General features: G+C 70.4%; 19 protein-coding genes. 5 read left to right on the top strand and 14 right to left on the bottom strand.

Going from position 1 to position 21641, the window contains the following annotated elements; translation table 11 throughout:
• Positions 1-9: 9 nt before the first annotated feature.
• Both RLT59_RS30345 and RLT59_RS30340 read right to left on the bottom strand, forming a co-directional pair.
• Complete coding sequence (locus tag RLT59_RS30345; RefSeq protein WP_311306357.1) at positions 10-381, bottom strand: hypothetical protein; 372 nt, start codon at positions 379-381, stop codon at positions 10-12.
• Positions 382-487: 106 nt separating this feature from the next.
• On the bottom strand, positions 488-1441 hold the full coding sequence (locus tag RLT59_RS30340) for a heme o synthase (protein WP_311306356.1): 954 nt from the start codon (positions 1439-1441) through the stop codon (positions 488-490).
• 435 nt (positions 1442-1876) lie between these two features.
• Between RLT59_RS30340 and tkt the strand changes: the two genes are divergently transcribed.
• From tkt to pgl, 5 genes are read left to right on the top strand one after another with little or no spacing between them, the layout of a single operon-like run.
• Positions 1877-3979 (top strand): transketolase, encoded by a 2103-nt coding sequence (gene tkt, locus RLT59_RS30335; protein ID WP_311306355.1) that lies wholly within the window; start codon positions 1877-1879, stop codon positions 3977-3979.
• A 34-nt stretch (positions 3980-4013) separates the two neighbouring features.
• The gene (gene tal / locus RLT59_RS30330; protein WP_311306354.1) at positions 4014-5132 is read left to right on the top strand and encodes a transaldolase; all 1119 of its coding nucleotides are present in this window, start codon (positions 4014-4016) and stop codon (positions 5130-5132) included.
• 5 nt (positions 5133-5137) lie between these two features.
• The gene (gene zwf / locus RLT59_RS30325; protein ID WP_311306353.1) at positions 5138-6670 is read left to right on the top strand and encodes a glucose-6-phosphate dehydrogenase; all 1533 of its coding nucleotides are present in this window, start codon (positions 5138-5140) and stop codon (positions 6668-6670) included.
• The gene (gene opcA, locus RLT59_RS30320) at positions 6667-7686 is read left to right on the top strand and encodes a glucose-6-phosphate dehydrogenase assembly protein OpcA (RefSeq protein ID WP_311306352.1); all 1020 of its coding nucleotides are present in this window, start codon (positions 6667-6669) and stop codon (positions 7684-7686) included. The genes zwf and opcA overlap by 4 nt, the downstream gene beginning before the upstream one ends.
• The gene (gene pgl / locus RLT59_RS30315; RefSeq protein ID WP_311306351.1) at positions 7683-8468 is read left to right on the top strand and encodes a 6-phosphogluconolactonase; all 786 of its coding nucleotides are present in this window, start codon (positions 7683-7685) and stop codon (positions 8466-8468) included. The genes opcA and pgl overlap by 4 nt, the downstream gene beginning before the upstream one ends.
• A 78-nt stretch (positions 8469-8546) precedes the next feature.
• Here pgl and RLT59_RS30310 read toward each other — a convergent pair whose 3' ends face one another.
• The 12 genes from RLT59_RS30310 to uvrC all read right to left on the bottom strand — a co-directional run bounded on the left by RLT59_RS30310 (position 8547) and on the right by uvrC (position 21623).
• Positions 8547-10106, bottom strand: a complete 1560-nt coding sequence (locus RLT59_RS30310) for a PH domain-containing protein (protein ID WP_311306350.1) — start codon at positions 10104-10106, stop codon at positions 8547-8549.
• A complete protein-coding gene (locus tag RLT59_RS30305; protein ID WP_311306349.1) occupies positions 10103-10606 on the bottom strand; it encodes a PH domain-containing protein in 504 nt (167 codons plus the stop codon). The genes RLT59_RS30310 and RLT59_RS30305 overlap by 4 nt, the downstream gene beginning before the upstream one ends.
• A 4-nt stretch (positions 10607-10610) precedes the next feature.
• The gene (gene pgi / locus RLT59_RS30300) at positions 10611-12263 is read right to left on the bottom strand and encodes a glucose-6-phosphate isomerase (protein WP_311306348.1); all 1653 of its coding nucleotides are present in this window, start codon (positions 12261-12263) and stop codon (positions 10611-10613) included.
• Positions 12264-12413: 150 nt separating this feature from the next.
• Complete coding sequence (locus RLT59_RS30295; RefSeq protein ID WP_078617917.1) at positions 12414-12749, bottom strand: RNA polymerase-binding protein RbpA; 336 nt, start codon at positions 12747-12749, stop codon at positions 12414-12416.
• A 108-nt stretch (positions 12750-12857) separates the two neighbouring features.
• Positions 12858-13094: a preprotein translocase subunit SecG gene (gene secG, locus RLT59_RS30290; RefSeq protein ID WP_311306347.1), complete on the bottom strand. Its 237-nt coding sequence runs from the start codon at positions 13092-13094 to the stop codon at positions 12858-12860.
• A gap of 112 nt (positions 13095-13206) precedes the next feature.
• Positions 13207-13983, bottom strand: a complete 777-nt coding sequence (tpiA, locus tag RLT59_RS30285) for a triose-phosphate isomerase (RefSeq protein ID WP_311306346.1) — start codon at positions 13981-13983, stop codon at positions 13207-13209.
• 6 nt (positions 13984-13989) lie between these two features.
• The gene (locus RLT59_RS30280; protein WP_311306345.1) at positions 13990-15201 is read right to left on the bottom strand and encodes a phosphoglycerate kinase; all 1212 of its coding nucleotides are present in this window, start codon (positions 15199-15201) and stop codon (positions 13990-13992) included.
• A 108-nt stretch (positions 15202-15309) separates the two neighbouring features.
• Positions 15310-16320, bottom strand: coding sequence for a type I glyceraldehyde-3-phosphate dehydrogenase (gene gap, locus RLT59_RS30275; protein ID WP_311306344.1), 1011 nt, complete (start codon positions 16318-16320; stop codon positions 15310-15312).
• 260 nt (positions 16321-16580) lie between these two features.
• Positions 16581-17570, bottom strand: a complete 990-nt coding sequence (gene whiA, locus RLT59_RS30270) for a DNA-binding protein WhiA (protein WP_024494235.1) — start codon at positions 17568-17570, stop codon at positions 16581-16583.
• On the bottom strand, positions 17561-18595 hold the full coding sequence (yvcK, locus tag RLT59_RS30265; protein WP_311306343.1) for a gluconeogenesis factor YvcK family protein: 1035 nt from the start codon (positions 18593-18595) through the stop codon (positions 17561-17563). The genes whiA and yvcK overlap by 10 nt, the downstream gene beginning before the upstream one ends.
• Positions 18592-19569, bottom strand: a complete 978-nt coding sequence (rapZ, locus tag RLT59_RS30260; RefSeq protein ID WP_311306342.1) for an RNase adapter RapZ — start codon at positions 19567-19569, stop codon at positions 18592-18594. The genes yvcK and rapZ overlap by 4 nt, the downstream gene beginning before the upstream one ends.
• The gene (uvrC, locus tag RLT59_RS30255; RefSeq protein WP_311306341.1) at positions 19566-21623 is read right to left on the bottom strand and encodes an excinuclease ABC subunit UvrC; all 2058 of its coding nucleotides are present in this window, start codon (positions 21621-21623) and stop codon (positions 19566-19568) included. The genes rapZ and uvrC overlap by 4 nt, the downstream gene beginning before the upstream one ends.
• Positions 21624-21641: the final 18 nt, after the last annotated feature.

The raw sequence follows: 21641 nt of genomic DNA, 5'->3' as shown, positions 1-21641 counted from the left end.
CCGCAGGCCTCAGGCCTTGTCGGCCGGGCCGCCGATCTGCATGCCGGCCATCCGCGTCCACTCGTACGGACCGGTGCGCACCTTCGCGGCGAACTCGCCGTCGAAGGACTCGTGCATGGTGATCCCGGACTTCCGGGCGGCGCTCTCCGCGACCGCGTACGACGGGGCGACCAGATCGCCCCAGCCGCCGTCCTCGCCGACCAGGACGATGCGGGTGCCCATCTGCCCGATGTAGGCGAGCTGCCCCTCGGCGCCGCCGTGGGCCTTCGCGAACGCGCCGATCTGCTTGGCCAGCCGCGCCGCCCTGCGCTCCGCGCGCGCCGCCTGCCTGCCGTCCGCCTCGTTGCCGTCCACCTGCTGGGTGCACTCCGTCTCTGCCATGAACAGGATGCTACCGACGAGTAGATCAACTGGCGACGGGCGGGGCGCGTGGCGTGGGCCACGTACCCCGCCCGTCGGCGGAAGTCGAACGGAAGCCGAGGGCGGACTACCTCAGGAAGGGGTCCACCGCGACGGCGACGAACAGCAGCGACACATAGGTGATCGACCAGTGGAACAGCCGCATCTCCTTGAGCTTGGCTCCCGCCAGCCCGGCCTTGGCGCGGTTCTGCAGTCCGTGCGCCTCCCAGAGCCAGAAGCCACCGGTGAGCAGGGCCACGGCCGTGTAGAACCAGCCGGTGTAGCCCAGCGGGGTCAGCAGCAGCGAAACGATGACCATGACCCAGCTGTAGACCACGATCTGGCGGGCCACCACCCGGTTGGTCGCGACGACCGGGAGCATCGGGACACCGGCCCGGGCGTAGTCGTCCTTCACCTTCATGGAGAGCGGCCAGTAGTGCGGCGGCGTCCAGAAGAAGATGACGGCGAAGAGGATCACCGCGGCCCAGGACATCGAGTTCGTCACGGCCGACCAGCCGATGAGGACCGGCATGCAGCCCGCGATGCCGCCCCAGACGATGTTCTGCGAGGTCCGGCGCTTCAGCAGCATCGTGTACACGACGACGTAGAAGAGCAGGGCCCCGAGCGACAGCGCCGCCGAGAGCCAGTTCACCAGCAGCCCGAACCAGACCGTCGAGATCACCGCGAGGGCGATACCGAAGGCCAGGCACTCGCGCGGGCTCACCATGCCGGTGACCAGCGGTCGCTGCGACGTACGGTCCATCAACGCGTCGATATCGCGGTCGATGTACATGTTCAGTGCATTGGCACCACCGGCGGACAGATAGCCGCCGACGGTGGTAGTGAGCACGAGCCACAGGTCGGGTACACCCTGAGCGGCCAGGAACATCACCGGAACAGTGGTGATCAGCAACAGCTCGATGATCCGAGGCTTGGTCAGTGCCACGAATGCCTTGACACGGGCCCCGAATGGGCGATGGCCCCCTGGGCTCGGAGTCAAGGCGACCCCTGCGGGTCGGGACTCGACGGCCGTCACGCACACCCCTGACAGAGAAATCCCAGCAAGCTCCGGGCGTGAGGGCCCGGTGAAGACTTGCGCGAACCAGACCACTGTAGACGTTGGGGACATGCCGTTCTTCGCGGGGGTGGGGTCGTGTTGATGTGGCGTGCGGAGCCGTTGCGGCGGCCGCCCGGAGGGGCTCGCTCATCCGGGTGACGGACCGGGAATTCCGGGCGCTCCCCGAACTCGCTCAGGGGTGTTCCGGCGCGCTCTTCGGAGTGCCTCAGGAGTGGGTCCCCGCGCTCATCGGAGAGGCGCATCGGTGAGCCCGCGCGCTCATACGGGAGGCGAATCCGGCGGGCCGCCCGCACCCTGGGATTAGCCGAAAATAGCGGGTGGCGACGGGGGTAGGCTCGACAACGCCCGGTGCGGTCACAGCCACCGGTTTACAACAGTGGAGAGGAGCCCTGACTCAGGGTGAGCACCAAGCCGACCACCACAGACCTCCAGTGGACCGAATTGGACCAGCGGGCCGTGGACACTGTCCGCGTTCTCGCCGCGGACGCCGTACAGAAGGTCGGAAACGGCCACCCGGGTACGGCCATGAGCCTGGCTCCCGCCGCGTACACCCTCTTCCAGAAGGTGATGCGGCACGACCCCGCCGACGCGGAGTGGACCGGCCGCGACCGGTTCGTCCTCTCGGTGGGCCACAGCAGCCTGACCCTCTACATCCAGCTCTACCTGGCCGGCTACGGCCTGGAGCTGGAGGATCTCGAAGCCTTCCGCACCTGGGGTTCGAAGACCCCGGGGCACCCGGAGTACGGCCACACCACGGGCGTCGAGACGACCACCGGCCCGCTGGGCCAGGGTGTCGCCAACGCCGTGGGCATGGCCATGGCCGCCCGCTACGAGCGCGGCCTGTTCGACCCGGACGCGGCCCCCGGCACCTCGCCGTTCGACCACATGATCTGGGCCGTCGCCGGTGACGGCTGCCTCCAGGAGGGCATCTCCGCGGAGGCGTCCTCGCTGGCCGGGCACCAGAAGCTGGGCAACCTGGTCCTCCTGTGGGACGACAACCACATCTCCATCGAGGGCGACACGGAGACCGCGGTCTCCGAGGACACCCTGAAGCGCTACGAGGCGTACGGCTGGCACGTCCAGCGGGTCGCGCAGCTGCCCAGCGGCGACCTGGACCCGGCGGGTCTGTACAAGGCGCTCCAGGCGGCCAAGGCCGAGACCACGCGCCCGTCGTTCATCGCGGCCCGCTCGATCATCGCCTGGCCCGCCCCGAACGCCCAGAACACCGAGGCCGCGCACGGCTCCGCGCTCGGCGCCGACGAAGTCGCCGCGACCAAGACGGTCCTCGGCTTCGACCCGGAGAAGTCCTTCCAGGTCGCCGACGAGGTCATCGCGCACACCCGTGAGGCGCTGGACCGCGGCCGTGAGACCAGGACCGCGTGGGAGAAGACCTTCGCCGCGTGGCGCACCGCCAACCCGGAGCGCGCCGCCGAGTTCGACCGCATCCGTGCGGGCGAGCTGCCCAAGGGCTGGGAGGACAAGCTCCCGGTCTTCGAGCCCGGCAAGGGCGTCGCCACCCGCGCGGCCTCCGGCAAGGTGCTCCAGGCGCTCGGCGAGATCGTGCCCGAGCTGTGGGGCGGCTCCGCCGACCTCGCGGGCTCGAACAACACCACGATCGACAAGACGTCGTCGTTCCTCCCGGCGGGCAACCCGCTGCCGGGCGCGGACCCGTACGGCCGCACGGTGCACTTCGGCATCCGCGAGCACGCCATGGCAGCCGCCATGAACGGCATCGCACTGCACGGCAACACCCGCATCTACGGCGGCACCTTCCTGGTGTTCTCCGACTACATGCGCAACGCCGTACGGCTGTCCGCGCTGATGCACGCGCCGGTGACCTACGTGTGGACGCACGACTCGATCGGTCTCGGCGAGGACGGCCCGACCCACCAGCCGGTGGAGCACCTGGCCTCCCTGCGCGCGATCCCAGGCCTGAACGTCGTCCGCCCGGCGGACGCTAACGAGACCTCCATCGCCTGGCGCGAGGTCCTGCGCCGCTACACCAAGGTGTTCGGCAAGGGCGCCCCGCACGGTCTGGCGCTGACCCGTCAGGGCGTGCCGACGTACGAGGCGAACGAGAACGCGGCCAAGGGCGGCTACGTCCTGTTCGACGCCGAGACGGCCGACGGACAGAGCGCGGCGCCCGAGCTCCTCCTCATCGGCACCGGTTCCGAGGTCCAGCTCGCCGTCGAGGCGCGCGAGGAGCTCCAGGCGGCCGGCGTCCCGACCCGGGTGGTCTCGATGCCGTGTGTCGAGTGGTTCGAGGAGCAGGACCAGGCGTACAAGGACAGTGTCCTGCCGCCGGCCGTGAAGGCGCGGGTCGCCGTCGAGGCGGGAATCGCCCTGACCTGGTACCGGTACGTCGGGGACGCGGGCCGGATCGTCTCGCTGGAGCACTTCGGTGCCTCGGCCGACGCGAAGGTCCTGTTCCGCGAGTTCGGCTTCACCGCCGAGCACGTCGCCGCCGTCGCCCGGGAATCTCTCGCGGCCGCCGCGCGCTGACGCCGTTATACGACTAGTAGGAGATGCAATTCTCATGACAGACGCACTCAAGCGCCTCTCCGACGAGGGCGTGGCGATCTGGCTCGACGACCTCTCGCGCAAGCGGATCACCTCGGGCAACCTGGCCGAGCTGATCGACCAGAGCCACGTCGTGGGTGTCACGACCAACCCGTCGATCTTCCAGAAGGCGATCTCCTCGGGCGACGGTTACGAGCAGCAGCTCACCGACCTCGCGGCCCGCAAGGTGACCGTCGAGGAAGCCCTCCGGATGATCACGACGGCCGACGTCCGTGACGCCGCCGACATCCTGCGCCCGGTCTTCGACGCGACGGGCGGCCAGGACGGCCGGGTCTCCATCGAGGTCGACCCGCGACTGGCGCACAACACCCTGGCCACGGTCGCGGAGGCCAAGCAGCTCGCCTGGCTGGTGGACCGGCCGAACACGCTCATCAAGATCCCGGCGACCAAGGCCGGACTGCCCGCGATCACCGAGACCATCGGCCGCGGCATCAGCGTCAACGTCACGCTGATCTTCTCGCTGGAGCGCTACCGCGAGGTCATGGACGCCTACCTGGCGGGCCTGGAGAAGGCGAAGACCGCGGGCCTGGACCTCTCCAAGATCCACTCGGTGGCGTCCTTCTTCGTGTCCCGGGTGGACACCGAGATCGACAAGCGGCTCGACGCGATCGGCGGCGACGCGGCCGAGGCCGCCAAGGGCAAGTCCGCCCTCGCCAACGCGCGCCTGGCCTACGAGGCGTACGAGGAGGTCTTCGCCGGTGAGCGCTGGGCCGCCCTCGACAAGGCGCAGGCCAATAAGCAGCGCCCGCTGTGGGCCTCGACCGGCGTGAAGGACCCGTCCCTCAAGGACACCCTGTACGTCGACGACCTCGTCGCACCGAACACGGTCAACACCATGCCGGAGGCGACTCTGGACGCGGTGGCCGATCATGGCGAGATCACCGGTAACACCGTCGCCGGTGGCTACGGCCAGGCCCGTGCCGACCTCGACGCGATCAAGGAGCTCGGGGTCAGCTACGACGACGTCGTCCAGGTCCTTGAGGACGAGGGCGTCGACAAGTTCGAGACGGCCTGGAACGACCTGCTCAACTCGACAGAGGCGGAACTCAAGCGCCTCGCCCCTTCGGAGGGCTGACCACTTTGTCTGGTGTTCCCGGAGCCAACCCGCTCCGTGACGCCCAGGACCGACGGCTCCCGCGCATCGCGGGGCCGTCGGGCCTGGTCATCTTTGGCGTCACGGGCGATTTGTCCCGTAAAAAGCTGATGCCCGCCATCTACGACCTGGCCAACCGCGGCCTGCTGCCGCCGGGCTTCTCGCTCATCGGTTTCGCGCGCCGCGACTGGGAGGACGAGGACTTCGCCCAGGTCGTCCACGACGCAGTCAAGGAGCATTCCCGCACCCCCTTCCGCGAAGAGGTCTGGCAGCAGCTCAGCCAGGGCATGCGCTTCGTGCAGGGCGACTTCGACGACGACGTCGCCTTCGAGACCCTCAGGGCCACCATCGAGGAGCTCGACAAGGCACAGGGAACGGGCGGCAACTTCGCCTTCTACCTGTCCGTGCCGCCGAAGTTCTTCCCCAAGGTCGTCCAGCAGCTCAAGAAGCACGGGCTCGCCGACCAGAGCGAGGGTTCCTGGCGCCGGGCCGTCATCGAGAAGCCCTTCGGCCACGACCTGAAGAGCGCGCAGGAGCTCAACCAGCTCGTGCACGACGTCTTCCCGCCGAACGAGGTCTTCCGGATCGACCACTACCTCGGCAAGGAGACGGTCCAGAACATCCTGGCGCTGCGCTTCGCCAACACGATGTGGGAGCCGGTCTGGAACAGGTCGTACGTCGACCACGTCCAGATCACGATGGCCGAGGACATCGGCATCGGCGGCCGGGCCGGCTACTACGACGGCATCGGCGCCGCCCGTGACGTCATCCAGAACCACCTGCTCCAGCTGCTGGCCCTGACCGCGATGGAGGAGCCCGGCTCCTTCCACCCCAAGGCCCTGGTCGCAGAGAAGCTCAAGGTGCTCACGGCGGTGGAGCTGCCGGAGGACCTCGGCAAGCACACGGTGCGCGGCCAGTACACCCACGCGTGGCAGGGCGGCCAGGAGGTGCCCGGCTACCTGGAGGAAGAGGGCATCGACCCCAAGTCGAAGACCGACACCTTCGCCGCGGTCAAGCTGACGATCAACAACCGCCGCTGGGCGGGCGTGCCGTTCTACCTCCGTACCGGAAAGCGGCTCGGCCGCCGGGTCACGGAGATCGCGGTCGTCTTCAAGCGTGCCCCGTACCTGCCCTTCGAGTCCGGCGCCACGGAGGAGCTGGGCGGCAACGCCCTGGTCATCCGGGTCCAGCCGGACGAGGGAGTGACGGTGCGGTTCGGCTCGAAGGTGCCCGGCACCTCGATGGAGGTACGGGACGTCACGATGGACTTCGCCTACGGCGAGTCCTTCACCGAGTCCAGCCCGGAGGCGTACGAGCGGCTCATCCTCGATGTCCTGCTCGGCGACGCCAACCTCTTCCCGCGCCACCAGGAGGTCGAGCTCTCCTGGAACATCCTGGACCCGATCGAGGAGTACTGGGACAAGCACGGCAAGCCGGCGCAGTACCCGGCCGGAACCTGGGGCCCGCCCGAGGCGGACGACATGCTCGCACGAGACGGACGGAGCTGGCGGCGGCCATGAAGATCGATCTCACGGAAACCACGTCCAGCAAGATCAACCAGGCCCTGGTGTCGGCCCGCCGCGCGGTCGGCGCCCCGGCCATCGGGATGGTGCTCACCCTCGTCATCGTCACCGACGAGGAGAACGCCTACGACGCGCTGAAGGCGGCGAGCGACTCCTCACGGGAGCACCCCTCGCGGATCATCGCCGTGATCAAGCGGGTCAGCCGCTCGCCGCGGGCCCGCCGCGACGCGCGGCTCGACGCCGAGATCCGGGTCGGTTCCGACTCGGGCTCCGGCGAGACCGTCGTGCTGCGTCTCCACGGTGAGCTGGCCAACCACGCCCAGTCGGTCGTCCTGCCGCTGCTGCTGCCGGACGCCCCGGTGGTGCTGTGGTGGCCCCAGGACGCCCCCGCGGACCCGGCGAAGGACGCGCTGGGCGCCCTCGCCCAGCGCCGCATCACCGACACCTACTCGGCGGAGCACCCGATCGACGAGCTGGCGGTGCGCGCGGCGACGTACCAGCCGGGCGACACGGACCTGGCCTGGACCCGCATCACGCCCTGGCGCTCGATGCTGGCGGCGGCGCTCGACCAGCAGCCGGCGGAGGTCATCTCCGCCACGGTCGAGGGCGAGTCCGACAACCCGAGCTGTGAGCTGCTGGCCATGTGGCTGGCGGACCGGCTCGGCGTGCCGGTGCAGCGCACCACGTCCGACGGCCCCGGCCTGACGGCCGTCCGGATGACGACGAAGAGCGGCGACATCGTCCTGGACCGGGCCGACGGCTCGCTCGCCACGCTCTGCATGGTGGGCCAGCCCGACCGCGCGGTGGCGCTGAAGCGCCGTGAGACGGCGGAACTCCTCGCGGAGGAGCTGCGGCGGCTGGACCCGGACAACATCTACGAGGCCACGGTGAAGTTCGGCGTGGAGCGCCTCGAAAAGGTGGCGGAGCCGGTCACGGCGAAGAAGGCCGCACCGTCCGAGGCACCCGCCGCCGCGAAGAAGGCCGCACCGGCGAAGAAGGCGGCGGCCAAGTGACCGTCGCCCCCCAGCTCGTCGTGCACCGCGACAAGGAGCTGATGGCGCAGGCCGCGGCCGCCCGGCTGATCACGAAGATCGTGGACGCCCAGGCCGCACGCGGTCACGCCTCGGTGGTGCTCACCGGCGGACGCAACGGCAACGGCCTGCTGGCCGCGCTCGCCGGGGCGCCCGCCCGGGACGCCGTCGACTGGTCGCGGCTCGACCTGTGGTGGGGCGACGAGCGGTTCCTGCCGGAGGGCGATCCGGAGCGCAACGTCACGCAGGCCCGCGAGGCGCTGCTGGACTCGGTGGAGCTGGACCCGTCCCGGGTGCACGCGATGCCCGCGTCCGACGGTCCGTACGGCGGGGACGTCGAGGCCGCGGCCGCCGCGTACGCCGCCGAACTGGCGGCGGCGGCCGGTCCGGAGGACCACGGTCCGGTGCCGGTGTTCGACGTGCTGATGCTGGGCGTCGGCCCGGACACGCATGTCGCCTCGCTCTTCCCCGAGCTGCCCGCGGTACGGGAGACCGAGCGCACCGTCGTCGGTGTGCACGGGGCGCCCAAGCCGCCGCCCGTGCGGGTCACGCTCACGCTGCCCGCCATCCGCGCGGCCCGCGAGGTGTGGCTGCTCGCGGCGGGCGAGGACAAGGCGGAGGCCGCGGCCATCGCCCTCTCCGGCGCGGGTGAGATCCAGGCCCCGGCGGCGGGCGCGTACGGACGCGGCCGCACGCTGTGGCTGCTGGACGCGGCGGCGGCATCCCAGCTGCCGCGCGCCCTCTACCCGCCGGCCTCCGCCTGAGCGGTACGCGGTGGCGCGACACCCGGGCCCGGCCCGCTCCTCGGAGCGGGCCGGGCCCGCGCCGTGCGGGGGCGCGGTTCACTCGTCCGTACGGACCGCCGGAATCCGCTCCAGGAAGGGCTCCAGCAGTCCCTGGACGGCCTCGGACGCGAAGTCCAGGCCCTCGGCCTCCGCCGCGTCGTACACCGTGTAGGCGCCCGCTCCCGCGGCCGTCGTGGCGGTGATGTTCAGCAGCCCGGCCCGGCGCTGGAAGTAGGACCGGCGCACCGTCCAGCCGATCACCCCGGCGCGTTCCAGCGCGGCGGTGGAGCGGCGCAGCGCCCCCGACCGGGTCACCAGGTACCCGCCGCTGAGCGCGTGTCCCAGAGCGCGGTAGGCGTCCCGGGCCAGCAGCACCCCGGCCGGCAGTCCCACGAGCGCGCAGCCCAGCGCGATCCAGAGCAGTACGGGGGTCAGCAGGACGCCGAGGAGCGCGAGGAGGAGGACCGGGGCGAGCACGGCCCACAGCGCCCGGCGCAGCCGCCGGCCGCGTGCGGCGGCGGGGTGCCCGGTCAGCACGGTGCCGGTCGGGGACGTGGGCTCGCGCAGTACGGCGGCGGCGACGGAGTCGGCGACCGGCCGGGGAGCGGCGGGCAGCAGGGTGTTGTGGTCGCCGTGCTGTTCCTCGTCGTCCTTGGCCAGTCCGGTGGTGATCGCGTCGACCCGGGCGGCGCCCAGCAGCCGGACGCCGAGCGGTTCGACGAGGTCGACTCCGCGCAGCCGGCGCTCCTCGATGGAGACGGACCGGGAGGTGAGCAGTCCGCGCCGGATGCGCAGGGTGCCGCCGGGTTCGCGTTCGAGGCGGTAGTTCCACCACATCTCGACCCAGAGGCCCAGTGCGCCGACGACCCCGGCGAGGACCCCGGCGACGGCGAGGATCACGATCACGGAGAGCAGCGAGGTTTCGCGGTAGCGGTCACCGACCCATTCGATGACCTCGCCCTGCGCGCCGAACCAGTCACTGACCTGCAACACGGCCCCGGCCGCCGCACCGCCGAGCGCCGGTGCGACGAAGGAGACCGGTGCGTAGCGGATCCAGCGTGGGTCGAGGGTGACCAGCTCGCCCTCGACGTGACTGCCGGACGCCGCGGTGAGGCCCCGCTCCAGCAGGGCGCGGCGCAGCCGTTCCCCTTCGGCCCGCAGGACCGGGTCGAGCTCCAGGGTGGATTCGCCGCCGGTGTGCTCGCCGGTGCCGATGCGGACCGTGACGAGCCCGAGGACGCGTTGGAGCGGATGCGCGGTGAGGTCGACGCTGCGGATGCGTTCCCGGGCCAGGGAGCGTTTCCTGACGAGCAGCAGGCCGGTGTGGAGTTCGACGCGGTCGGCTCCCACCCGGTAGCGGGTGCGGCGCCACCGTACGTAGTCGGTGCCGGCGCCGAAGCCGGTCAGGAGGGCGGCGCCCAGCAGCACCCAGGCGACGGCGGGGCCGAACCCGAGGCGGCCGGAGAGCCCGAGCGTGGTCGGCACGGCGGCGCCGGCGGCCACGCCCGCGGTGACGAGGGCGGAGAGCGGGACGGTACGCCGGTCGAGCCGCCGCCAGCCGTCGGGGGCGGGGCCGCCGGCGGTGCCGGATGTCTCCGCCGGGTCCGACGTGCTCATGTGGCGTCCCCGGGGGTGTCCTGGGTTATCCGGGTCAGCCGTTCCGCGAGTTCGGCGGCCAGTTCGTGGTCGAGGCCCTCGATCCGGACCGCGCCCTTGGCGGAGGCGGTGGTGACGGTGACCGTGGCAAGCCGGTAGAGCTGTTCGAGGGGGCCGCGCACGGTGTCCACGGTCTGGATCCGGGACATCGGCGCGATCCGCCACTCCTGCCACAGCGCCCCCGTACGGACGTACACCGCCTCGTCGGTGACCTCCCAGCGGTGGGTGCGGAACCACCAGAGGGGGAGCAGGACGGCGCAGCCGGCGCCGAGGACCGCCAGGACCGAGGCGCAGAGGACCAGCCAGAACCGGGCGGACGTGAGGAACACGCCCAGCACGGCCAGGACCACCACCGGGCCCGCGGTCAGCAGCAGCCCCCGGGTCCGCCACCAGCCGACGGCCCGCCGGTCCAGCGTGTGGACCGGCGGCCGCAGCCGTACCGTCCCCTCCCCCGTGGGCATGGGCTCAGCGCCCCCTGCGCTCGCGGTACGCGGCGACGAGCGCGGCGGTCGAGCTGTCGAGCTGTTCGCCGCCCCTGCCCTCCGTGAGCACCGGCTCGATCTTCTTGGCGAGGACCTTGCCGAGCTCGACGCCCCACTGGTCGAAGGAGTCGATGTTCCAGACGGCGCCCTGGACGAAGACCTTGTGCTCGTACAGCGCGATCAGCTGGCCGAGCACCGACGGCGTCAGCCGGCCGGCGAGGATCGTCGTCGTCGGGTGGTTGCCCCGGAACGTCTTGTGCGGCACCAGCTCCTCGGGGACTCCCTCCGCGCGCACCTCGTCCGGCGTCTTGCCGAAGGCGAGGGCCTGGGTCTGGGCGAAGAAGTTGGCCATCAGCAGGTCGTGTTGGGCGACCAGTCCGGGCAGCAGTCCGTCGACCGGCTCGGAGAAGCCGATGAAGTCGGCCGGGATGACCTTGGTGCCCTGGTGGATCAGCTGGTAGTAGGCGTGCTGACCGTTGGTGCCGGGGGTGCCCCAGACGACCGGTCCGGTCTGCCAGTCCACCGGATTGCCGTCCCGGTCCACCGACTTGCCGTTGGACTCCATGTCGAGCTGCTGGAGGTACGCGGTGAACTTCGACAGGTAGTGGCTGTAGGGCAGGACCGCGTGCGACTGGGCGTCGAAGAACGCGCCGTACCAGACGCCGAGCAGGCCCAGCAGCAGCGGGGCGTTCTCCTCGGCGGGGACGGTGCGGAAGTGCTCGTCGACGAGGTGGAAACCGTCGAGCATCTCGCGGAACCGGTCCGGGCCGATGGCGATCATCAGCGAGAGGCCGATGGCGGAGTCGTACGAGTAGCGGCCGCCGACCCAGTCCCAGAACTCGAACATGTTCGCGGTGTCGATACCGAAGTCCGCGACCTTCTCGCCGTTGGTCGACAGCGCCACGAAGTGCTTGGCCACCGCGTCCTGACCGGCCCTCAGACCGGTCAGCAGCCAGTCGCGGGCGGAGGTGGCGTTGGTGATCGTCTCGATCGTGGTGAAGGTCTTCGACGCGATGATGAACAGCGTCTCGGCCGGGTCCAGGCCGTGCAGCGCCTCGTGGAGGTCGGCGCCGTCGACGTTGGAGACGAAGCGGAAGGTGAGCGAGCGGTCCGTGAAGGAGCGCAGCACCTCGTAGGCCATGGCGGGGCCGAGGTCGGAGCCGCCGATGCCGATGTTGACGATGTTCTTGATCGGCCTGCCGGTGTGGCCGGTCCACTCGCCGGACCTGACCCGGTCGGAGAAGGCCGCCATCCTGTCGAGCACGGCGTGCACGGCGGGCACCACGTTCTCGCCGTCGACCTCGATCACGGCGTCGCGCGGGGCGCGCAGCGCGGTGTGCAGGACGGCGCGGTCCTCGGTGGTGTTGATCTTGTCGCCGCGGAACATGGCGTCCCGCAGGGCGGCCACTCCGGTGGCTCCGGCCAGCTCGCGCAGCAGCCGGAGCGTCTCGTCGGTGACGAGCTGCTTGGAGTAGTCGATGTACAGGTCACCGACCCGCAGTGTGTATCCGGTGCCGCGCTCCGGATCGTCCGCGAACAGTTCGCGCAGGCGGGTCGCCCCGAGCTGCTCACGGTGCTTTCCCAGCGCGGTCCATTCCGACGTCTGGTTGAGCCTGGTTCGGCTTTGTGCGTTCATCCCGGACATCAGCCCATTTCTCCTCGTCACCGCAGTTCCCCGCTGCCCCTCCAACTTAATTGATCAGAGGGGCGGACGGGACGGCGGCGGGCTGCGGCACGGCGGAAGCATTCCGGCCGGACACCCCTGGGGTGTCCGGCCGGTGAACCATCAGATCTCGCCGCGGAGTTTCGCGAGGGCCTCGGCGAGAATCGCCTCGCCGTCCTCGTCGCTGCGCCGCTCGCGCACGTACGCGAGGTGCGTCTTGTACGGCTCGGTGCGCGGCGGGTCCGGCGGGCTGTCGCGGTCCTGGCCGGCCGGGAAACCGCAGCGCGGGCAGTCCCAGGTCTCCGGTACCTGCGCGTCATGGGCGAAGCTCGGCTGCGTCTCGTGCCCGTTGGAGCACCAGAAGGAGATGCGGGCCCGTGGCGCGGACTCGCCGCGCTCGGCCTCCCCCATCGGCCCCGCTCCGACCCGGCTTCCCCGGATCGCGTTGCCACTTGCCACGGTCGTAACTCCCTGCGTGATGGTGCTCGAAGATGCCCCAGTCTACGTAAGGCCCAACGCGCGTCCAGTGAAAGGAGTTACACCCTCACAGGAATCACGTACGACGGGTCAGCTGTCCAGCTTGATGAGCAGACCAAGCACCACAATGCATGCGAACCAGGCAAGACCGACCACGACGGTGATCCGGTCGAGGTTGCGCTCGGCGACCGAGGAGCCACCGACGGACGACTGCATGCCGCCACCGAACATGTCGGAGAGACCGCCGCCCTTTCCCTTGTGCATCAGCACCAGCAGCATCATCAGCAGGCTGAAGACGATCAGGGCGATCTCGAACGCCAAAATCACGGCTGGTCCCTACTTTCCGGAAATTCCTGGACTGCTATGCGAACAACGGGGGCCGGGAGGCTCAGCCTCCTCGGCCCCCGCAAGGGTACGACGGATCCGCGCTACGGCATACTCACTGATCGCGGAAGCGGACGATCTTGACGAACTCGTCGGCGTCCAATGCGGCGCCGCCGATCAGCGCGCCGTCCACATCGGGCTGCGCCATGATCGCGGCGACGTTGCCGGACTTGACCGAACCGCCGTACTGGATACGGACCGCGTCGGCCAGCTCCTGCGAGTACAGCTCCGCGAGGCGGCCGCGGATCGCACCGCAGACCTCCTGCGCGTCTTCCGGGGTGGCGACCTCGCCGGTGCCGATGGCCCAGACCGGCTCGTAAGCGATCACGATGGACTCGGCCTGCTCGGCCGGGACGTCCTTCAGGGCGCCGTCCAGCTGGGCGAGCGTGTAGGAGACCTGCTCGCCGGCCTTCCGGATGTCCAGGCCCTCACCGACGCAGAGGATCGGGGTCAGGCCGTGCTTGTACGCGGCCTTCACCTTGGCGTTGCAGACCTCGTCGGTCTCGGCGTGGTACTGGCGGCGCTCGCTGTGGCCCACGGCGACGTAGGTGCACTTCAGCTTGGCGAGCATGGGACCGGAGATCTCGCCGGTGTACGCGCCGGAGTCGTGCGCCGAGATGTCCTGGGCGCCGTACTTGATCTTCAGCTTGTCGCCGTCGACCAGCGTCTGCACGGAGCGCAGGTCGGTGAAGGGCGGCAGGACGGCGACCTCGACGGCGTCGTAGTCCTTGTCGGCCAGGGCGAAGGAGAGCTTCTGGACGTGCGCGATGGCCTCAAGGTGGTTGAGGTTCATCTTCCAGTTGCCCGCCATCAGCGGGGTGCGGGTGGTCATGAAAGGTCAGTCCTCCAGTGCGGCCAGGCCGGGAAGCGTCTTGCCCTCAAGGTATTCGAGGCTGGCGCCGCCACCGGTCGAGATGTGTCCGAACGCGTTCTCGTCGAAGCCCAGGATGCGGACAGCGGCGGCGGAGTCGCCACCGCCGACCACGCTGAAGCCGGACGAGTCGACGAGGGCCTGGGCGACGGCCCGGGTGCCCTCGGCGAAATCGGGGTGCTCGAAGACGCCCATGGGGCCGTTCCAGAAGACGGTGGCCGCGTCGGCGAGCTTCGATGCGTAGAGCTGGTTGGTCTCCGGACCGTTGTCCAGACCCATCTGACCGGCCGGCATGGCGTCGGCGGCGACGGTGGTGGCCTGGGCCGGGGCCTTGGTCTTGAGGTCGGGGAACGCCGGGGCGACCACGACGTCGACGGGGAGCACGAACTCCACGCCCTTCTCCTCGGCGCGCTTGAGGTACTCCAGCACCACCGGGATCTGGTCCTCCTGGAGCAGCGAGCTGCCGACCTCGTGGCCCTGGGCCTTGAGGAAGGTGTACGCCATGCCGCCGCCGATGAGGATGCGGTCGGCCCGCTCCAGCAGGTGGTCGATGACGCCGAGCTTGTCGGAGACCTTGGCGCCGCCGAGGACGACCGCGTACGGCCGCTTCACATCGGTGGTGAGCTTCTTCAGGACGCCGACCTCGGTGGCGATGAGGTAGCCCGCGTAGTGCGGGAGCCGTGCCGGGAGGTCGAAGACCGAGGCGTGCTTGCGGTGCACGGCGCCGAAGCCGTCACCCACGTACACGTCGGCGAGCTCGGCCAGCTGGTCCGCGAACGCGCCGCGCTCGGCGTCGTCCTTCGACGTCTCGCCGGGGTTGAAGCGGAGGTTCTCGATGACGGCGACCTTGCCGTCGGTGAGGGCGGCGACCGCGGCGCGGGCGGACTCACCGACCGTGTCGGCCGCGAACGCCACGTCGGTCCCGAGCAGCTCACCGAGACGGGTGGCCGCGGGCGCCAGCGAGAACGCCGGGTCCGGGGCGCCCTTGGGGCGGCCCAGGTGCGAGGCGACGACGACCCGGGCACCGGCGGCGGCCAGCTTCTCCACGGTCGGCTGGACGGCGCGGATGCGGCCGTCGTCGGTGATGGTCGTGCCGCTGAGCGGCACGTTGAGGTCGGCGCGGACGAATACGCGCTTGCCGGCGACCCCTTCGGCGAGAAGTTCGTCGATCGTCTTCATCTTCTGCACTCCTTGGAAGGACGAGAGAGCATGCAACGGGGCTCGAACGGCGCTTCGTTGCGCTGTTCGAGCCCCGTGCTCACATCGAGGTGCCTGCCGATTCGAGGGTCAGAGCTGGCTGCCGACGAAGACGGTCAGGTCGACGAGGCGGTTGGAGTAGCCCCACTCGTTGTCGTACCAGCCGAGGATCTTCACCGTGCTGCCTTCCTGGACCATGGTCAGGGAGGAGTCGAAGGTGCAGGACGACGGGTCGCCGACGATGTCCGAGGACACGATCGGGTCCTCGGTGTACGTCAGGAAGCCCTTGAGGTCGCCGTCGTCGGACGCCTTCTTGAACGCGGCGTTGACCTCGTCCTTGGTGACCTCGCGCTGCAGGGTCACAACGAGGTCGGTGGCGGAACCGGTCGGGACCGGGACACGCATCGCGATGCCGTCGAGCTTGCCCTTGAGCTGCGGGAGGACCAGAGCGGTCGCCTTGGCGGCGCCGGTCGTGGTGGGGATGATGTTCTCGGCGGCGGCGCGGGCGCGACGCAGGTCCGAGTGCGGGAAGTCCAGGATCCGCTGGTCGTTCGTGTACGCGTGGACCGTCGTCATCAGGCCCTTGACGATGCCGAAGTTCTCGTCGAGAACCTTGGCCATCGGCGCCACACAGTTGGTGGTGCAGGAGGCGTTGGAGATGACGTGGTGATTGGCCGCGTCGTACTTGTCCTGGTTGACGCCCATCACGATGGTGATGTCCTCGTCCTTGGCCGGAGCCGAGATGAGGACCTTCTTCGCGCCGCCCGCGATGTGCTTGGCGGCGTCGGCCTTCTTGGTGAAGATGCCGGTCGACTCGATGACGATGTCGACGCCCAGCTCACCCCAGGGGATGTCCGCCGGGTTGCGCTCCGAGAGCACCTTGATGGTGCGACCGTCGACGGTGATGGTGTCGGCGGTGTGGCTGACCTCTGCCTTGAGCCGACCCAGAATGGTGTCGTACTTCAGCAGGTGAGCCGTGGTCGCGGTGTCACCCAGGTCGTTGACAGCCACGATCTCGATGTCCGCACCCTGCTCCAGCAGCGCGCGGAAGTAGTTACGACCGATGCGGCCAAAGCCGTTGATGCCTACGCGGATCGTCACGAACCGATCTCCTCGTTAGGGACGCCGGCTTTAGACGCCGGCGAGTGTGTATGGGATGTCCCCGACCGCCTACGACCCTACCTCTCCGAGGCGGCCGGGGTGACATCGAGCGGGGCCGGCAGAACGACGGAGGCCCGTACTCCTCGGTAGGAGTACGGGCCTCCGGTTGTCCGGCCCCGTCCGCTGGGGCGATTACGCAGCGTCAACGCCCCCGGGGCCGTGGCGCGTTTCCGCGCCGCCCGACGGCGGACACGCCCTGATCAGCCGACCAGCCCGTCGGCCAGCTCTTCGCTGAGGGTGGACTCCGTGCTCGGGATGCCCAGGTCCTGGGCCCGCTTGTCGGCCATCGCGAGGAGCCGGCGGATGCGGCCCGCGACGGCGTCCTTGGTCAGCGGCGGATCGGCCAGCGCGCCCAGCTCCTCCAGGGAGGCCTGCTTGTGCTCCATGCGCAGCCGTCCGGCCGCCGCGAGGTGCTCCGGCACCTCCTCGCCCAGGATCTCCAGCGCGCGCCCCACCCGGGCACCCGCGGCCACGGCGGCCCTGGCCGAGCGGCGCAGGTTCGCGTCGTCGAAGTTGGCGAGGCGGTTGGCGGTGGCGCGGACCTCGCGCCGCATCCGCCGCTCCTCCCAGGCCAGCACCGACTCATGGGCGCCGAGCCGGGTGAGCAGCGCGCCGATCGCGTCGCCGTCGCGGACGACGACCCGGTCCACGCCGCGCACCTCGCGGGCCTTGGCCGCGATGGAGAGCCGGCGGGCGGCGCCGACCAGCGCGAGGGCCGCCTCCGGCCCCGGGCAGGTCACCTCCAGTGACGAGGAGCGACCGGGCTCGGTGAGCGAGCCGTGCGCCAGGAACGCCCCGCGCCAGGCGGCCTCCGCATCGCAGGTGGCCCCCGAGACCACCTGCGGGGGAAGCCCGCGGATGGGACGGCCGCGGCCGTCCACCAGACCCGTCTGCCGGGCCAGCTGGTCGCCGCCCGCCACCACTCGTACGACGTAGCGGGAGCCGCGCCGCAGCCCGCCGGGGGCCATCACGATCAGCTCAGAGCTGTGCCCGAAGATTTCGAGGATGTCCCGCTTCAGCCGGCGCGCCGCCATCGCGGTGTCCAGCTCCGCCTCGATCACAATCCGGCCGCTCACCAGGTGCAGCCCACCCGCGAACCGAAGAATCGCCGAGACTTCTGCCTTCCTGCAGCAGGTCCGGGTTACGGGAAGCCGAGAGATTTCGTCCTTCACCGCTGGCGTCATCGCCATGGGCCGATCCTTCCATGCATCCGAAAAATACGGTCGTACGCGGCGGCCAACAGCTCCGGATCATGAATCGGAACGCCGTCGGGTGAGGCCACCGGCGCCAGCTCGACCGCGGCACCGAGCCGTTTTGCGGCATCGGCGAGGGACTCGCGGTCGGGCACGGCAGCCTGGTCGGCCAGCACCACGTCCAAGGCGAGTTTAGGGGCGTGTCGTCCCAAAACCTCCAAATGACGCTGCGGAGAGAAGCCATCTGTTTCACCGGGTTGCGGCGCGAGGTTCAGCGAGAGGACCTTCCGGGCCTTCGTTTCGATCAGCGCGTCCAGCAGATCGGGGACGAGCAGATGGGGGATGACCGAGGAGAACCAGGACCCCGGGCCGAGCACCACCCAGTCCGCGTCCAGAACCGCCGCGACCGCTTCCGGGACGGCCGGCGGGTCGGCCGGGACGACGTGCACGGACTGCACCTCGCCCGGGGTGAGCGCCACGGTGGCCTGGCCCCGGACCGTGTCCACCGCGTCCGGGCGCTCCGGGTCGTGTCCCCGTACGAGCGCCTGGAGCTCCAGCGGCACGGCGGACATCGGGAGCACCCGGCCGTGCGCCCCGAGGAGCTTGCCGACCAGGTCCAGGGCCTGGACGTGGTCACCGAGCTGCTCCCACAGGGCGACGATCAGCAGATTGCCGACGGCGTGCTCGTGCAGATCGCCCTTGGACTGGAAGCGGTGCTGGATGACCTGGGCCCAGGTCTGGCCCCAGTCGTCGTCGCCGCACAGGGCGGCCAGCGCCTTGCGCAGGTCGCCGGGCGGCAGGACGCCCAGCTCCTCGCGGAGCCGGCCGCTGGAGCCGCCGTCGTCCGCGACGGTGACCACGGCGGTCAGATCACCGGTGATCCGCCGCAGCGCGGCCAGCGAGGCGGACAGCCCCATGCCGCCGCCGAGCGCGACGACCTTGGGCTGTGCGCCGCGCTTGCGGCCGGACAGCGCGGAGGTGGCCCTGCTCAGCCGGCGCAGACGCAGATTGCGACTGGTCACTCGCGCCCCATGTCCCGGTGGACGAGCACGGTCTCGATCCCCTCGGTGGCGAGCCGGGCCGCCAGCTTCTCCGACATGGCCACCGAGCGGTGCTTGCCGCCCGTGCAGCCCACGGCGATGGTCACGTAGCGCTTGCCCTCGCGGCGGTATCCGGCGGCGATGAGCTGGAACAGCTCCGTGTACTGGTTGAGGAACTCCTTGGCGCCCGGCTGGTCGAAGACGTACGCGGAGACCTCCTCGTTGAGCCCGGTGAAGGGGCGCAGCTCGGGGACCCAGTGCGGGTTGGGCAGGAACCGGCAGTCCACCACGAGGTCGGCGTCGACCGGGAGCCCGTACTTGTAGCCGAAGGACATCACCGTGGCCCGGAGCTCCGGCTCCTCGTCACCGGCGAACTGGGCGTCCATCTTGGCGCGCAGCTCGTGCACGTTGAGGCTGGAGGTGTCGATCACCAGGTCGGCGTCGCCGCGCAGCTCGCGCAGCAGGTCGCGCTCGGCGGCGATGCCGTCGACGATGCGGCCGTCGCCCTGGAGGGGGTGCGGGCGGCGGACCGACTCGAAGCGGCGGACCAGGGCGTCGTCGGAGGACTCCAGGAAGACGATCCGCCGGGTGACGCCCTTGGCCTCCAGGTCCGCGAGGGACTCCCGGAGGTTGTCGAAGAAGCGGCGGCCGCGCACGTCCACGACCACGGCGATGCGGGCGACGTTGCCCTGGGACCTGGCGCCGAGCTCCACCATGGTGGGGATCAGCGCGGGCGGCAGGTTGTCCACGACGAACCAGCCGAGGTCCTCCAGGCACTTGGCCGCGGTGCTGCGCCCGGCGCCCGACATGCCGGAGATGATCACCAGCTCGGGGATGGCAGCGGCGCTGTCGGCCGTCTCGGCCGTGGTGCCCGCCGGGGTGCCCGTACTCACGTGTCCTGCTCCGTCTGCTCGGTCTGTGCGGTCGTGCCCTTGTTCATGTTCGCGCTCAGTCATGTCTTACTGCCCCCGTCGTCCTCTTCGATGATCTCTCCTGTGGCCGTGTTCACGGCGGGCGCGGCCGGGGTGGTCGAGGCGAGCGTGACGGCCACTGACTCCGCCGTTCTGCGGCCTATCCCCGGAACCTCGCAGATCTCGTCGATTGTCGCCTGCCGCAGCTTCTTCACGGAGCCGAAATGCTTGATCAGCGCCTGCTTCCGGGTGTCACCGAGCCCGGCCACATCGTCCAGGGGGCTGGAGCGGACCCGCTTGGCCCGTTTGGCGCGCTGGTAGGTGATGGCGAACCGGTGCGCCTCGTCGCGGATGCGCTGGAGGAGGTAGAGGCCCTCGCTGGAGCGGGGCAGCACCACCGGGTCGTCGTCATCGGGCAGCCAGACCTCTTCGAGGCGCTTGGCCAGGCCGCAGACGGCGATGTCGTCGATCCCCAGCTCGTCGAGCGCCCGCTTGGCCGCGGCGACCTGGGGCTGGCCGCCGTCGACCACGAGGAGCTGCGGCGGGTAGGCGAACCGCTTGGGCCGGCCGTCGTCCTCGCGGGGCTCGGCAGAGGAATCCGGGACGGGCCCGGAGGGCGCGGGGCCGGTGGGAAGGGGGGCGGGCCCGGAGGGCTGTTCAGCCGTCCGCGCGGGCGTCTCCTCCCACTCCCCCGTCTGCTCCTTCTCGTGCAGGTAGCGGCGGAAGCGCCGGCCGATCACCTCGTGCATCGAGCGGACGTCGTCCTGTCCCTCGAAGCTCTTGATCTGGAAGCGGCGGTACTCCCCCTTGCGGGCCAGCCCGTCCTCGAAGACCACCATCGACGCCACCACGTCGTCGCCCTGGAGATGGGAGATGTCGAAGCACTCGATGCGCAGCGGGGCCGTGTCCAGGCCGAGGGCCTCGGAGATCTCCTCCAGGGCCCTGGAGCGGGTGGTCAGGTCGGAGGCGCGCTTGGTCTTGTGCAGCCCCAGGGCCTGCTGGGCGTTGCGCTGGACCGTGGCCATCAGGTCCTTCTTGTCGCCGCGCTGCGGGATGCGCAGGCTGACCTGGGAGCCGCGGCGCTCCGCCAGCCACTGCGAGACCGCGTCCGGGTCCTCGGGGAGGGCCGGGACGAGGACCTCCTTGGGGACCGCGTCCCCGGCCTCCTCGCCGTACAGCTGCTGGAGCGCGTGCTCGACGAGCCCGGAGGTGTCGACGTTCTCCACCTTGTCGGTGACCCAGCCGCGCTGGCCGCGCACCCGGCCGCCCCGGACGTGGAAGATCTGGACGGCGGCCTCCAGCTCGTCCTCCGCGACCGCGATGAGGTCGGCGTCGGTGGCGTCGGCGAGCACGACGGCGCTCTTCTCCATGGCCCGCTTGAGCGCCTCGGCGTCGTCACGGAGCCGGGCGGCCCGCTCGTACTCCATGTCCTCGGCCGCCGCCGTCATGTCCTTCTCCAGGCGGCGGATGTAGGCGCCGGTGCGGCCGGCCATGAAGTCGCAGAAGTCGTCGGCCAGTTCGCGGTGCTCCTCGGGGGTGACGCGGCCGACGCAGGGGGCCGAGCACTTGCCGATGTAGCCGAGGAGGCAGGGGCGGCCGGTCCTGGCCGCGTTCTTGAAGACGCCGGCGGAGCAGGTGCGGACGGGGAAGACCCGCAGCATCAGGTCGACCGTCTCGCGGATCGCCCAGGCGTGGCCGTACGGACCGAAGTAGCGCACGCCCTTCTTCTTCGCCCCGCGCATCACCTGCACGCGCGGGAACTCCTCGTTGAGCGTGACGGCGAGGTACGGATAGCTCTTGTCGTCGCGGTACTTGACGTTGAACCTGGGGTCGAACTCCTTGATCCAGGAGTACTCCAGCTGGAGCGCCTCCACCTCCGTGGAGACGACGGTCCACTCCACGGACGCCGCGGTGGTCACCATCGTGCGCGTACGCGGATGGAGGCCCGCCAGATCCTGGAAGTAGTTGGCCAGGCGCTGGCGCAGGTTCTTCGCCTTCCCGACGTAGATCACCCGGCGGTGTTCGTCGCGGAATTTGTAGACCCCCGGGGAGTCGGGGATCTGTCCCGGCTTGGGGCGGTAGCTGGAGGGGTCTGCCATGTCTCCCACCCTACTTGC

It is taken from the genome of Streptomyces sp. ITFR-6 (genome assembly GCF_031844725.1).
Classification (GTDB): Bacteria; Actinomycetota; Actinomycetes; order Streptomycetales; family Streptomycetaceae; genus Streptomyces.
The sequence above is the reverse complement of the archived record's forward strand: the minus strand, read 5'-3'. Positions and strand labels throughout refer to the sequence as shown.

What these genes read in the sequence shown, in the direction of transcription:
- RLT59_RS30345 (WP_311306357.1), bottom strand. Translation starts at nt 381, where the DNA reads ATGGCAGAGACGGAGTGCACCCAGCAGGTGGACGGCAACGAGGCGGAC.
- tal (WP_311306354.1), top strand. Translation starts at nt 4,014, where the DNA reads ATGACAGACGCACTCAAGCGCCTCTCCGACGAGGGCGTGGCGATCTGG.
- opcA (WP_311306352.1), top strand. Translation starts at nt 6,667, where the DNA reads ATGAAGATCGATCTCACGGAAACCACGTCCAGCAAGATCAACCAGGCC.
- RLT59_RS30310 (WP_311306350.1), bottom strand. Translation starts at nt 10,106, where the DNA reads ATGAGCACGTCGGACCCGGCGGAGACATCCGGCACCGCCGGCGGCCCC.
- RLT59_RS30305 (WP_311306349.1), bottom strand. Translation starts at nt 10,606, where the DNA reads ATGCCCACGGGGGAGGGGACGGTACGGCTGCGGCCGCCGGTCCACACG.
- pgi (WP_311306348.1), bottom strand. Translation starts at nt 12,263, where the DNA reads ATGAACGCACAAAGCCGAACCAGGCTCAACCAGACGTCGGAATGGACC.
- tpiA (WP_311306346.1), bottom strand. Translation starts at nt 13,983, where the DNA reads ATGACCACCCGCACCCCGCTGATGGCGGGCAACTGGAAGATGAACCTC.
- RLT59_RS30280 (WP_311306345.1), bottom strand. Translation starts at nt 15,201, where the DNA reads ATGAAGACGATCGACGAACTTCTCGCCGAAGGGGTCGCCGGCAAGCGC.
- whiA (WP_024494235.1), bottom strand. Translation starts at nt 17,570, where the DNA reads ATGGCGATGACGCCAGCGGTGAAGGACGAAATCTCTCGGCTTCCCGTA.
- rapZ (WP_311306342.1), bottom strand. Translation starts at nt 19,569, where the DNA reads ATGACTGAGCGCGAACATGAACAAGGGCACGACCGCACAGACCGAGCA.
- uvrC (WP_311306341.1), bottom strand. Translation starts at nt 21,623, where the DNA reads ATGGCAGACCCCTCCAGCTACCGCCCCAAGCCGGGACAGATCCCCGAC.